Here is a 14,214-nt window from a genome sequence, read left to right as displayed (position 1 = left end):
TTTTTACTTTTTCATAAGCGGTTCTTTTTCATGGCAATTTTACTTTCTCATAAGCGGTTCTTTTTCATAGCAATTTTACTTTTTCATAAGCAGTTCTTTATCATAGTGTATATAATTTTTTTTCTTCTGTTTTTTTCTATTTTTCAAGTATATACTTGTTGCAAATTTCCCCTTAATACGTGCTTTCTTTTCAGAGCAATATTTCTCTAGTGTTTGGTTAAGTTATTTTAAATATTAAAAAAGAAAATTAATAAGATTGCAAGCAATTTCTACGGCAAGGATGGTTAGTTTTAAAATAATATTGATCATTAGTTAATATGTGTTTTTAATTAGTTAAAATAGTTTGATTTCTTAATTGTTTTTCGAATATATGAGGTTGCAAATGTTTGTACCAAATGCTTTTGAAAGAATTAATTTATTTGGATTTAAATATGAAGTCAAAAAAATAAGTTAAGTTTTAATGTGTAACTATATTTTCTTTAAAGTTGTTGATATATGTAAGTTTAAATTTAAATTGTTGTTTTATAGTGTAATCAAATAAAGGGCTTTTTTTAAAGCTTTTGAAAAAGCAAAGGAAAAAGTATCTCTATGTACCCCTCAAATGGGCATTTCCATTTTTTGCTTCTGTTGAGAACTGATAAAAATCATTGTTTATTTGGAAGTAATTTTTTAGTCTTTTTTATTTGAAAAAGGGATTCAACAAAAAGAGTATCTTCGCAAAAAAAAACGTACATGAGTATTTTATACATAATCGGCGGATTAATATTGTTGGTGTTAGGAGGAAATTGGTTGTTAAAAGCAGCAGTAGGATTATCTTTAAGACTAAACATACCTAAAGTAGTAATTGGTATGACGGTAGTTTCTTTTGCTACTTCAGCGCCGGAATTAATAGTAAGTATAAAATCTGCTTTAGATGGCGCAACAGGATTAGCAGTAGGAAACGTAATCGGTTCTAATATTGCTAATATAGGTTTGGTGTTAGGGATTACTGTGATTCTATCTTCTATTGATGTAGAAAAAAGTTTTTATAAAACAGATTGGCCTGTAATGATGATTGCTTCGATCTTATTGTACGTCTTTATTGTAAACGATCATACAATTCAGTCGTATGAAGGAATGATTTTGTTTGGAATGTTAATTGTTTTTTTAGTGTACTTATTACGTTTTCAAAAACAAGCAGTGGTCGATGAAATGCCAGAAGATGACGAGGAGTTACCTTTGTATAAAGTGGTGCTATTTTTAGCAGTAGGAGGTTTTGGATTATGGGCTGGATCAGAATTATTAATAGATGGTTCTGTAAGTTTAGCAAAGAATATGGGAGTGAGTGATGCGGTTATTGGTGTTACGGTGGTTTCTGTTGGAACGAGTGTGCCAGAATTAGCAGCTTCTATCATTGCTGTTTTAAAGAAAGAAAAAGCAATTTCATTAGGAAACTTAATAGGATCTAATGTATTTAATATTTTAGCAGTGTTAGGTATTACTGCTATGATTACTCCTGTTGAGGTGAAACCAGATGCCTTGAGCTTAATTAATAACGATATTTATTGGATGTTGGCAATCTCATTTGCAGTGCTACCTTTAGTATTTATACCAAAAGGTTTGCGATTGGGATGGAGAGATGGAATACTATTATTAGGAGCCTATGTCTTTTTTATATATCAAACATTAACATAAAATAAAAATCCCGCCATTGGCGGGATTTTTTATGAATTCAAAAACTAAATTATCATTAGATTTTTGCGCTTTTTACAGTGTCGATAATTCTTCCAGCTACTTTGTATGGGTCAGCATTAGAAGCAGGTCTTCTGTCTTCTAACCAACCTTTCCAACCTTGCTCAACAGTAATAATTGGAATTCTAATAGAAGCTCCACGGTCAGATACACCATAGCTAAAATCGTTGATAGAAGCTGTTTCGTGTAATCCAGTTAAACGTTGGTCGTTGTATTCACCATATATTGCAATGTGTTCTTTAGTTACAGGTCTGAAAGCTTCACATACTTTTTCATAGGTTTCTTGACTACCACATGTTCTTAATAAAGTATTCGAGAAGTTAGCGTGCATACCAGAACCATTCCAATCTCCTTTTACTGGTTTAGGGTGGTATTCGATATAGTACCCGTATTTTTCAGTTAATCTGTCTAATAAGTATCTAGCAACCCAAATTTCGTCTCCAGCTTTTTTAGCTCCTTTAGCAAATAATTGGAATTCCCATTGTCCAGAAGCAACCTCTTGGTTGATTCCTTCAAACGTTAAACCAGCAGCGATACATAAATCTGCATGCTCTTCAACGAAATCACGTCCGTGTGTATTTTTACCACCTACAGAACAGTAATACATACCTTGTGGTCCAGGATAACCACCGATAGGGAATCCTAAAGGTAATTGTGTGTGAGAATCCATAATGAAATACTCTTGTTCAAAACCAAACCAAAAATCATTGTCATCATCATCAATATTCGCACGTCCGTTTGATACGTGTGGAGTTCCATCAGCGTTTAAAACTTCTGTCATTACTAAAAATCCGTTCTCACGAGCTGGGTCAGGATAAATAGCTACAGGCTTTAATAAACAATCAGAGTCTCCTCCTTCAGCCTGTCTTGTTGATGAACCGTCGAAAGACCAAATAGGACAGTCTTCTAATTTTCCGCTAAAATCTGCAACAACCTTAGTTTTACTACGCATGTTTTGTGTTGGATAATATCCATCTAACCAAATATATTCTAATTTAGATCTAGTCATGATTTTTGTATTGTTATTGTTTTTGAATTAATTACGGTACAAATATGTGTTATTTTTTTTATACCCTAAAATTTTTAGGGGTATTTTTAAGTTTGTTAACCTTAATTTAATTTTAACCCCTAAAAAAATAGGGTTAAAATTATTTTTAATACTTTTGATGTAGTTTAATGGTAAAAAACATAAAATGTCTACTATCCGATTTAGAGCCTTAGAGCAAACCTTGCATAGAAAACCAATACAGGTTGAAGAAAAAGCAAGAAGGTCAGAATTATTTGCGCAGAATGTATTTAATGAACAAGCAATGCGTAGACATATGACAAAAGAGGCATATAATGCGGTACAAAATGCTATAGAAGTAGGAGCTAAGATTGATAGAGGTATTGCAGATCAGATTGCTTTGAGTATGAAAGAGTGGGCCTTGTCTAAAGGAGTCACACATTATACACACTGGTTTCAACCTTTAACAGGGGCAACTGCCGAAAAACACGATGCCTTTTTTGAACCAATTGAGGGAGGAGGAGCAATGGAACGTTTTGACGGTGGACAATTGGTACAACAAGAACCAGATGCCTCAAGTTTTCCGCATGGAGGAATTCGAAATACTTTTGAAGCACGTGGGTATACAGCATGGGATCCAACTTCACCAGCTTTTGTATATGGTACTACTTTATGTATTCCAACAGTATTTGTAGCGTATACAGGAGAGGCGTTAGATTATAAAACACCTCTATTAAGAGCTTTACACGAAGTAGATAAAGCAGCTACCGCCGTTGCTAAGTATTTTGATAAAAATGTACACAAGGTAAATGCTACCTTAGGTTGGGAGCAAGAATATTTTTTGATAGATACGGCATTGGCGAAATCGAGACCTGATATTAGTTTAACAGGAAGAACTTTGTTAGGACATTCTTCTGCAAAAGGACAACAGTTGGATGATCATTATTTTGGAACCATACCAACTCGAGTACTTAATTTTATGCGTGATTTAGAGCAGGAAAGTTTACTGTTAGGTATTCCTGTAAAAACACGTCATAACGAGGTAGCTCCAAATCAATTTGAATTAGCACCTATTTTTGAAGAAGCAAATTTAGCCGTAGATCACAACTCCTTATTAATGGATGTGATGAAAAAGGTAGCCGAAAGACACTCATTTAAGGTATTGTTTCATGAAAAACCATTTGCAGGAGTTAATGGATCTGGAAAACATAACAACTGGTCGTTAGCAACCAATACAGGTGTAAACTTATTAAGTCCGGGAAAGACCCCGATGAGAAACTTAGAGTTTTTAACCTTCTTTATCAATACTATAAAAGCGGTAAATGATTACGAAGAGTTATTAAGAGCATCTATAGCAAGTGCAAGTAACGACCATCGTTTAGGAGCTAATGAAGCACCTCCGGCTATTATTTCAGTTTTTATAGGTTCTCAATTATCATCAGTACTAGATGAACTGGAAAATGTAACGAAAGGAAAAATTTCTCCAAAAGAAATGACTGATTTAAAGTTAAACGTAGTTGGGAAGATTCCGGAGATCTTATTAGATAACACCGATAGAAATAGAACTTCTCCTTTTGCCTTTACAGGAAATAAGTTTGAGTTTAGAGCAGTAGGTTCAACCGCCAACTGTGCAAATGCTATGACGGTATTGAATACTATTGTAGCAAAACAATTAACCCAGTTTAAAACTGAAGTTGATGCGTATATTGATAAACATTCTGTAAAAAAGGATGATGCTATTTTTAATGTATTGAGAGAATATATTAAAGCATCTAAAAGAATTCGCTTTGAAGGAAATGGTTATGGTAAGGAATGGGAGGCAGAAGCAAAAAAGAGAAAACTAAGTAATCATAAAACAACACCAGAAGCATTACAAGCCAAAATATCTAAATCTACTATTGCATTATATGAAGAAATGAATATAATGAATGAGGTAGAATGCAAGGCTCGTTATGAAATAGAAATAGAAGAATATACTTTACGCTTACAAATAGAATCTAGAGTCTTGGCAGATGTTGCTAGAAACCATGTGGTGCCAACGGCGATAAAGTATCAGAATATTTTGGTAGACAATGTAAAAGGCTTAAAAGAAATTTATGGAAGTACTTTTAAGACGATTGCCAAAGAACAGATGGTAATTATAGAGTCTATTTCTGAACATATAGAGAAAATTAATCATTTGGTGAGCCTAATGATTGAAGAAAGAAAAAAAGGAAATACATTGAAAAAATCTGAGAAAAAGGCTGTTCATTATTGTAATAAGGTAAAACCATATTTTGAAGAGGTACGATATCATTGTGATAAATTAGAGTTAATGGTAGATGATAATTTATGGCCATTAGCAAAATATAGAGAACTACTATTTACTAGGTGATTTTTGTAGAAAAAGCTGTTTTTGAACGGGGAAATTCTTTTTTTTAAAAAGGGGGATTTTCCTGTTTTTTGTTTTTTAAGACAAGGCTAAACCTCAGTGTTTCTAATTGTTAAGGTAAAAATTCGATGAGTTGAATGCGTTTTTTTAAGAATTAGATAATAAATTTTGTAAATTAGCAATGCTTAAACGTTTAAACAAGTGAATCTTACAACCTGCCCTAAGGTTGTTGAAATGTGAAAGAAGCCAAACTCTCCCAAAACTACTTTTACATTTTCCCTGTAATTTTAAATACCCTTATAATTATTTAAAGCTGTCGGTAGCATACGTTGATATGTTAACCATAGGACATGCTTTGTTTTAACTATTGTATTTTAAAATTATTAATCATGAAAAAATTAATTATTGTATTAGCTTTTTTATTAGTAGGAGCTATGGCTTATGGACAAGGACAGCCAGCTAAAGCTAAAAAAGCAAAAAGAGCTATGACAGCTCAACCTGTTGATTGTTTAGATTGTGAAATCGAGAAAAAGGGACCAGAAGAAAGGGGTGCCGACGTCAATACCAATAAACTAACACAAACAGGAATGGATAACAGTGCTAGTGTCTTACAAATAGGATTAGGGAACAAGTCTACTGTTGATCAAGATGGTAAAAACCAATCTTTTACTGGAGGTTACGACAACGATGTTGAAGTATACCAAAGAGGAACTAAAAATGAAACCTATATTGACCAAAATGGTGATAAGAACAGCGGAACAGTTGTTCAATTAGGTGAAATGAACTATGCTGAACAAAAAGTTGGTGTAGGGTATGCTGAAAATAATATCGCAACAGCACGTCAAAGCGGAAAGAAAAATACATCGTTACAAGAGCAGTATTATGACAATAATGAGGCACATGTAACTCAAGATGGAGAAGAAAACTACGCTAGACAATACCAAAGTTCTGGAGCTGATGGAGTAGCAGGTTCTTATGCAAGTGCTACTCAAGATGGATATAGAAATATGTCTGAGCAAGTTCAAAATGGTAGTGATAACAATTCGGTTGTAGATCAAGACGGTAGCTATAATATGGCACATACGAATCAAGAGAGTTCATCTGGAGGAGAAAATGATTCAGATATCGAGCAAGATGGTAGAGCAAATTTAGCTTGTGTAGATCAAGTAGCTTCTTATGGAGGAGATAACGATTCAGATATCGATCAAGATGGATATAGAAATAGAGCGTCTGTAAAACAATCGTCTAGAGGACGTTTTGCTGACAACGATTCAGATATTGATCAAGATGGGAGATATAACAAAGCGGCTGTAGAGCAAACAGGATATTTTGGAGATAATGATTCAGATATCGATCAAGATGGTACTTTAAACCGTGCATCTGCAAGACAAGTAGCTTCATCGGGAGGAGATAATGATTCTGATATTGATCAAGAAGGATGGAGAAACAGAGCGGTTGCTGATCAAAGAGCTTCAACAAGAGGTGATAATGATTCAGATATTGACCAAGAATCTTCAAGATATGGAAACTATGCATCTGTAAAGCAAAGAGCATCTTATTATGGAGATAACGATTCAGATATTGACCAAGACGGACATAGAAATAGTGCGGTAGTAAATCAATATGCAAGAGGTCGTTCAGCTGATAATGATTCAGATATCGATCAAGAAGGATTAGCAAACTATGCATCTGTTAAGCAAACTGCTTATAGCTATGGTGATAATGATTCTGATATCGATCAAGATGGAAGATTAAATAGAGCTGTAGTAGAACAAACTGCTTCTTCAGGAGGAGATAATGATTCAGATATTGAGCAAGATGGTACAAGAAATTTCGCATCAACTTTACAAAGTGCATCTAGAGGAGGTGATAATACTTCTGAAATAAATCAAGATGGATACGGAAATAGAGCTTGTGTAGACCAAAATGCTCGTGGAGGATTTAATGAGTCTGATATACTTCAAAGTGGATCTTTCAATAGTGCTTCTGTAGTTCAAACTTCATTACCTGGTTATAGTAATTCAAGTTGTATTACTCAAACTGGTAGAGGTAATTCTGCTTGTGTTCAACAAACAGGAACTCCAGTATCAGGAGGAGGATTATAAAATTTATAACTAACTAAACAATTTTAGAGAGAGAGCTTGAATAATCAAGCTCCTCTCTTAATAATCTAAAGATAAAAGATATGAGGTTTCTAATAATTTTTGGGATACTCTTCTTTAGTAGCGGAACGTTGCTAAGTCAAGAGACTTCCGATAAAGAAAGAGATAGAGAAGTATTGTTTGTACAGCAGATAAGTTTAGAGTCATTAACTCATAATAACAATAGTACGAATGGATTAAGTTTAGGAAGAAGCTTAGATAATCGTCAGTTTGTGATTTCACAAATTGGAGAAGGAAATCTTTTAAATATAAAAGCAGGAGTAAATGACTTTCAAACAGTAAGACAAACTGGAGCTAAAAATTATTACAATTTTATTGATTATTACAACTCTAGAGAGTCTAATATGAATGTTTTACAAGAAGGTACCGCTAATTCATTACATATATATGGCACCAACTCTTTTACAGATAAAATTAAGATTTATCAAAAGTCAGATTATAAATCAATAATCATTAGAAACTTTTAAAAAAGTATGCTAAAAATGATGTTTTTAAATAAAAGATATTTCGTTTTACTGCTTTGTATTTCTACAATGGTTTGTGCGCAGGAAGGTGCCAATATCTCAGGGAAAATACAAGTTGTTAAGAGCGACAATTTTATAAATTTAAAAGCAGAGGTAGTAAATGATGGGGTTTTATTTGTAGATGAATTAAGTTACAATTTGGTGGCTTTAAAGAAAGATGTTAATGGAAATTATTCAAACAATAAACAGTCGGGAGAATTTTCAGTAAAACCCAATGAAAAGAAAGAATTAGCCTTGATAAGGCTGAATATGAATAAAGGAGAAGAATTGAAAGCTTACTTGTTTGTAAAGCATAAAGAGAAGCTTATTTCAAGAGATACTTTTTCATTAGGAGGAGTGAAAAAAGTAAAGAAAAAGACTACTAAAATAGATGAAGCCAGCTTTATAATTAAAGGCTTAGTAATAGATGAGGCAATAACGAAAATAGGAAAGGACTTTTATGATTTTTTTTATCAATCGTATTTACTATCAGGAATAAAATATCCTTTCATCATAAAAATAAAAGAAAGACCTGGATTAACGAGAACAACCAATATTAGTGTTGAAGTAGAAGATAATATGATTTTCGAATTTAGATCGAATCCAAGTGAAGACTTTCTAAGAGAAGTAGTAAATGTATCAATGAATAGATTGAGAATTTACGCAAGACAACGAAGAGTTTTAAAGAATCAAAAAATATAAGATATGGGGAAAAAAATATACTTTTTGCTAATACCATTGTTGTTTTTTAGTGTGTCTTTAATGTCACAAACATTAACCTATAGACCTATAAGTCCGTTTTTTGGAGGAAACAATCCATTTGCATATCAACAGTTGTTGGCATCTGCAAATGCGCAAAATGATTTTCAAGAAACGAATGATGGATTAGACCAACAATCTGATTTAGATAATTTTACTGAAAGCTTAAATAGACAATTGTTAAATTCTCTTTCAAACAACCTTTTTCAAGAGCAGTTTGGAGATGAAGAATTAACAGTAGGAACTTATGTGTTCGGAACATTAGCAATAGAAATTACTCCTACTAGAGGAGGACTGTTAGTGAAAATTCTAAATACAGAAACAGGAGAGCAAACTCAAATTGTGATTCCTAGAAATTAATAACGTAAACCAACTAAAATTAACCTCTATGAGAAAAACACTATTATTAGCATGTTTTAGTTTTGTATTGCTCATGTTAACGGGTTGTGGAGCTTATTTCAATCAACCTTTTAATCAAACTAAGGCACGGATCGGTGAAAGCACTTCTTCATTTAACAATTTAGTAAAAGAATTTACTCCAAAAGATAAGATTATTGTAGGTGTGTATAAGTTTAGAGATCAAACGGGGCAATATAAACCCGCGGAAAATGGATCTACATTTAGCACTGCAGTAACCCAAGGAGGAACGGCTATTTTGTTAAAGTCATTAGAAGAAACTAAATGGTTCAAACCCATTGAGAGAGAGAATATAGCAAACCTACTTAACGAAAGACAAATTATTAGATCTACTCGTCAAGAATACGAAGGAAACAAGTCTAAAAAAATGCCACCGCTATTGTTTGCGGGTATCATTTTAGAAGGAGGAGTTGTTTCTTACGATTCAAATATAATTACAGGAGGCTCTGGTCTTCGATATTTTGGAGTAGGAGGTTCAAATCAATATAGAGAAGATAGGATTACCGTGTATTTAAGAGCGGTATCAACATCTAATGGAGAAATTCTTAAAAACGTATATGTTTCAAAAACCATTTTATCACAAGGAATTTCAGCGAATTTGTACAGATTTGTTTCCTTGAGAAGATTGTTAGAAGTTGAAACAGGAGTTACAAAAACCGAACCTACGCAACTAGCGGTAAAATCGGCAATAGACAAAGCGGTTGAACAACTTATTATTGAAGGTGTAGCCGATGGTTTATGGAATGTGAATGGAGATAAGTCGGTTAGGAATTTATTTAAAGAACAAGTTAGTAAGGAGAAATTTGAAGCTAAGAATACCTTGCTACATAATAGAAAACAAGAAGAGAGAAGAGGAAGATTGGCTGCTGGGGCAGATATGGGAGTTTCAAGAATCCAAGGAGATTATGCAAATGCAACGTATCAGTTTGGATTCAATTTAAAAGCCAAATATACTTTTGATAATAGAAGGTTTAATTTTTGGGGAACCATAGGAAGATTTGAACTCAATAACAAAGGGAGTTTCCATGAAGCCTTTATAACATCTGGGTTAAACTTTGAGTATGTAGTACTTCCAAGAGAGCGTTTGACACCTTATATATATACAGGAATAGGTTCTATTTCTAGGAAAAATTTAAGCCAAACATTTTTTAAGATTCAAGGAGGAGTTGGTGTCGAGTATTTGATCACCAATAAATTCGGTATTTATTTAAATGGAGAAGGGAATATGCTAACAAGAGATGATCTCGATAGGCAGTCGGTAGGAGAGAAAAATGATATGGTTTGGCGTTTTGGGTTTGGTTTTAATATCTATCTATAAAATTAAATAGTATGAAAAGACAGTTACAAAAAATAGGACTATTATTAATTTTTGCATTGTTTATTCAGTGTGGAGAAGATAGTTCAATAGGATTGGTTCAGTATGGAGACTTGACAGGGAAAGTGGTAAAAAAATCAGATTTTGAACCTTTAGAGAATGTGAAAATCACTTTATCACCATCAAATAATACCACATTTACAGATGCAGAAGGTAATTTTTCGTTTAAAGGCATTGAAGCACAAGATTATTCTGTTCAAGCCAAAAAAGATGGATATTTAGATAAGTTTGAAGGAGCTACAGTAAATAAAGAAAATGTGGTGAATGTGGTGTTGGAAATGGAAATTTCTACGGCGTTAAATCAGCCTCCTAGTACACCAAGTTTATTGACACCAACCGATGGAGCTACAGATTTAACAAATGCGATAAATTTAACGTGGGAGTCAACAGATCCCGATCAAGATGCGCTAACTTTTGTTGTAGAGTTAAGAAATGATGTAGATAGTGAAATAAAGAAGTATGAGGATATTAAGGAAGCGATGTTAGAATTAACCGATTTAAAATTTGGAGTAAAATATTTTTGGCAGGTGATAGCTTCCGATGGAATAAATGACTCAGTATCTAGTTCTGTTTTTTCTTTTACAGTAAAAGAAGATCCTGGAAATCGTTTTTTCTATGTTAAAAATGAAAATGGTAATAGTGTCATCTATTCTGGAAGTTTTAATCAACAAAATGGTAGTGCAGAAAATCAAATAAAATTAACTTCAGAAAATATGAATTCGTGGAGACCTCGTAAGAGTAATACCTCTAATTTAATAGCTTTTTTAAGAACAGATAACAATGAAGCACATATTTACACGATGAAGGTAAATGGCAATGATGTTAAAAAGGTAACTTCTTCCGTTCCGGTAAAAGGTTTTAATTTAAATGAAATAGACTTTTCATGGTCACCAGATGGAAACAAGTTAATCTATCCAAATTTTGGGAAATTATATATGATTAATAAAGATGGTAGTGGATTACAAATGATTTATGAAACTACCGATGGAAGCTTGATTTCTGAATGTGATTTGAGTGAAGATGGGACTAAAATAGCATTAAAAACAAACAATGCAAGCGGATACAATGGATCAATTTTTACCATAGATATTAACGGAAATGTACTACAAACAGTAATTACTGGAGCAGTTGGAGCATTAGGAGGTTTAAACTTATCAGCATCGGGTAATCGATTGTTGTATACCAGAGATGTCTCAAATTTCCAGTCAACAAATTATAGACAGTTAGATACAAGAGTATTTATATATGACTTTACATCGATGAGTAATACAGATGTGTCTGGAGCTCAAAAAGGAGGAGGAACCAATGATTTGGATGCTCGATTCTCACCAAATGAAGCAGAGGTGATTTTTGTGAATACATCCAATGATGGGATCTCTCAAAAGAATGTGGTTAAAACGAATTTAACTGGTAATATTTTACGAGTTGTTTTGTTTGAAAACGCTACAATGCCAGATTGGGAATAATGTGAAACTTGAATTTTTGTAAGAAACCGGGTGAATTTAAAAATCATTCGGTTTTTTTATGGTTACAACATTAGAAAAACTAAATTTGCACTCAACAACAACACAACAAATGAGTCAAGAAATTTCTAAACGCTACGCACAACGTGGTGTTTCTGCATCAAAAGAAGATGTTCATAATGCTATTAAGAACATTGATAAAGGATTGTTTCCTAAAGCTTTTTGTAAAATCGTTCCTGATTATTTAACTAATGACGAGGAATATTGTTTAATAATGCATGCCGATGGGGCTGGAACGAAAAGTTCGTTAGCTTATATGTACTGGAAAGAAACAGGAGATGTTTCTGTTTGGAAAGGGATTGCACAAGATGCATTAATTATGAATATAGACGATTTGTTATGTGTAGGAGCTACAGATAACATCATGTTATCGTCTACCATAGGAAGAAATAAAAACTTGATTCCAGGTGAAGTTATTTCAGCAATTATTAATGGAACTGAAGAGTTAATTTCTGAATTGAAAAGCTTTGGAGTAACTATTCATTCTACTGGAGGAGAAACGGCTGATGTAGGAGATTTAGTTCGTACGATTATTGTAGATTCAACCGTAACAGCTCGTATGAAAAGAGCAGATGTTATTGATAATGCTAATATTCAAGAAGGAGATGTTATTGTAGGTTTAGAATCTTTTGGGCAAGCTTCATATGAAAAAGAATATAATGGAGGTATGGGGTCTAATGGATTAACTTCTGCACGTCATGATGTTTTTCATAAATATTTGGCAGAAAAATACCCAGAAAGTTTTGATGCTGCTGTTCCTTCTGATTTGGTATATTCAGGAGGTGTTAAATTAACAGATGCTGTTGAAGATGCTCCAATTGACGCAGGAAAATTAGTGCTTTCACCAACAAGAACTTATGCTCCAATTATTAAAGAGATTTTGTCAAAATACAACTCAGATAATGTACATGGAATGGTACATTGTAGTGGAGGTGCTCAAACGAAAATTTTACATTTTGTAGATAACTTACATATTGTAAAAGATAATATGTTTCCAGTTCCACCATTATTTAAATTAATACAAGAGCAATCTAAAACAGATTGGAAAGAAATGTATCAAGTATTTAATTGTGGTCATCGAATGGAATTATATGTTTCTTCTGAAGTGGCAGAAGATATTATTGCAATTTCTAAGTCGTATAATGTAAATGCACAGATTATAGGTAAAGTAGCAGCTTCTGAAACTAAAAAGCTTACTATTAAAAGTGAATACGGAACGTTTGAATACTAAATTAAACATTCATTAGATATAAAAAAAAGCCTCAGGATTCCTGAGGCTTTTTAGTTATTTACAAATAGGTGAAGTTAGATGAATTTCACCCAGTGTTTTCCATGTTTTGTGTTCAAAAGGTTTCGGAGAAAGTTTAAAAAATAAAACCGTTTTCTGCTGTTTATCACAAGTAATACTTTCAATAAATACATTAAGTGTTATAGGTTTGTGTGTGGCAAAGCGATCATATGTTTTGACAGTTCCTATAAAGAAATTGATTGACTTTGTGCTTTTAATTTTGGTTATGGTAGCAACGGTTTTGTGTTGGTCCATTGCTTTATCTCTTCCAACTCCATTTAAACCATCAAAATATTTTTCTAAGTCGGAAGTCAATTCTTTAACTGTAATTTTTCTATCCAGTTCAATATCCCAAGCATAGGTATAAGACCAAAAGTTTTCATGTTCTGGATTTCTCCAACCTTTTGGAGGAAACCGTACTTCGGCAATTCCTTTGTAATCAATATTTTTAGCAAAACTGATTGGGAATGAAAAAATTTCTTTTCCCCATGAAGCGTCTAATTGAATAATACTATTGTTGCTTTCCTTTAGTTGAATTTCGTTAAGATTCTTCCAAACTTCATGATGAAAGTCTTTTGGAGATAAACGAAACGTAACAATAGATTTTTTATGCTGTTTAGAAAATTGTTGCTCTCCCTGAATATTTATGTTAATTAATTTTCCCGTATGAAAGCCATCAAAAAGAACCATGGTTCCAATGAAGCCGTTATCTCCTTTTTTTAGATTCACTTTAGGAGCTGGAAATTTTGTAGCCCAATGATTGGGAATCATTAATCCATCGAAATAACTCTTAAATCCACTTTCTATTTCTTTTAGTTTTAGAGGAGCCGATGTCTCTATTTTCCATCCCATAATTAAAGACCAAAATTCATTGTGTTTTGAATCTGACCAATGAGGAGTGAACAAAAGTTCCTCAAAACCTTTTAGCTTTAGTTTAGGTGCCCATTTAACAGGAAATTTAATAATTTCTTGTTTCCAGTTTTTAGTGTTTTTAAATATGGATATATCTTCCTTCTCTTGTGAGAATCCTAAGAATAAAGGAAATATGAGAATAAAAGTTAAAAATACTTTTTTCATGA

At 32.9% G+C, this 14,214-nt stretch carries 11 protein-coding genes; 9 read left to right on the top strand and 2 right to left on the bottom strand.

Going from position 1 to position 14,214, the window contains the following annotated elements; all coding sequences use genetic code 11:
- The first annotated feature begins 732 nt into the window (after positions 1 to 732).
- A complete protein-coding gene (locus tag Q0873_RS18015; protein ID WP_299110164.1) occupies positions 733 to 1,674 on the top strand; it encodes a calcium/sodium antiporter in 942 nt (313 codons plus the stop codon).
- A 55-nt stretch (positions 1,675 to 1,729) separates the two neighbouring features.
- Here the strand turns inward: Q0873_RS18015 and Q0873_RS18010 are convergent, their stop codons facing one another.
- The gene (locus Q0873_RS18010; protein WP_299110162.1) at positions 1,730 to 2,740 is read right to left on the bottom strand and encodes a glutamine synthetase beta-grasp domain-containing protein; all 1,011 of its coding nucleotides are present in this window, start codon (positions 2,738 to 2,740) and stop codon (positions 1,730 to 1,732) included.
- 184 nt (positions 2,741 to 2,924) lie between these two features.
- On the opposite strand from Q0873_RS18010, the gene Q0873_RS18005 reads away from it, so the two are divergent.
- The 8 genes from Q0873_RS18005 to Q0873_RS17970 all read left to right on the top strand — a co-directional run bounded on the left by Q0873_RS18005 (position 2,925) and on the right by Q0873_RS17970 (position 13,078).
- Positions 2,925 to 5,111 (top strand): glutamine synthetase III, encoded by a 2,187-nt coding sequence (locus Q0873_RS18005; protein ID WP_299110160.1) that lies wholly within the window; start codon positions 2,925 to 2,927, stop codon positions 5,109 to 5,111.
- A 386-nt stretch (positions 5,112 to 5,497) separates the two neighbouring features.
- Positions 5,498 to 7,213 carry a hypothetical protein gene (locus tag Q0873_RS18000; protein ID WP_299110158.1) on the top strand — a complete coding sequence of 572 codons (1,716 nt, stop codon included), beginning with the start codon at positions 5,498 to 5,500 and terminating at the stop codon, positions 7,211 to 7,213.
- A gap of 80 nt (positions 7,214 to 7,293) precedes the next feature.
- Complete coding sequence (locus tag Q0873_RS17995) at positions 7,294 to 7,737, top strand: hypothetical protein (protein ID WP_299110156.1); 444 nt, start codon at positions 7,294 to 7,296, stop codon at positions 7,735 to 7,737.
- A 15-nt stretch (positions 7,738 to 7,752) separates the two neighbouring features.
- Positions 7,753 to 8,475 carry a CsgE family curli-type amyloid fiber assembly protein gene (locus Q0873_RS17990; RefSeq protein WP_299110154.1) on the top strand — a complete coding sequence of 241 codons (723 nt, stop codon included), beginning with the start codon at positions 7,753 to 7,755 and terminating at the stop codon, positions 8,473 to 8,475.
- A 3-nt stretch (positions 8,476 to 8,478) separates the two neighbouring features.
- Positions 8,479 to 8,892 (top strand): curli assembly protein CsgF, encoded by a 414-nt coding sequence (locus Q0873_RS17985; RefSeq protein ID WP_299110152.1) that lies wholly within the window; start codon positions 8,479 to 8,481, stop codon positions 8,890 to 8,892.
- 28 nt (positions 8,893 to 8,920) lie between these two features.
- On the top strand, positions 8,921 to 10,267 hold the full coding sequence (locus Q0873_RS17980; protein WP_299110150.1) for a CsgG/HfaB family protein: 1,347 nt from the start codon (positions 8,921 to 8,923) through the stop codon (positions 10,265 to 10,267).
- A gap of 11 nt (positions 10,268 to 10,278) precedes the next feature.
- Positions 10,279 to 11,790, top strand: coding sequence for a carboxypeptidase regulatory-like domain-containing protein (locus Q0873_RS17975; protein WP_299110148.1), 1,512 nt, complete (start codon positions 10,279 to 10,281; stop codon positions 11,788 to 11,790).
- 109 nt (positions 11,791 to 11,899) lie between these two features.
- Entirely contained in the window at positions 11,900 to 13,078 is a 1,179-nt protein-coding gene (locus Q0873_RS17970) for an AIR synthase related protein (RefSeq protein WP_299110166.1), read from the top strand.
- A 54-nt stretch (positions 13,079 to 13,132) separates the two neighbouring features.
- Here the strand turns inward: Q0873_RS17970 and Q0873_RS17965 are convergent, their stop codons facing one another.
- Positions 13,133 to 14,212: a hypothetical protein gene (locus Q0873_RS17965; RefSeq protein WP_299110146.1), complete on the bottom strand. Its 1,080-nt coding sequence runs from the start codon at positions 14,210 to 14,212 to the stop codon at positions 13,133 to 13,135.
- Between the last annotated feature and the right edge of the window lie 2 nt (positions 14,213 to 14,214).

It is taken from the genome of uncultured Tenacibaculum sp. (assembly GCF_947498805.1).
Taxonomy (GTDB): domain Bacteria; phylum Bacteroidota; class Bacteroidia; order Flavobacteriales; family Flavobacteriaceae; genus Polaribacter.
This window is presented reverse-complemented; position numbering and strand designations above follow the sequence as displayed.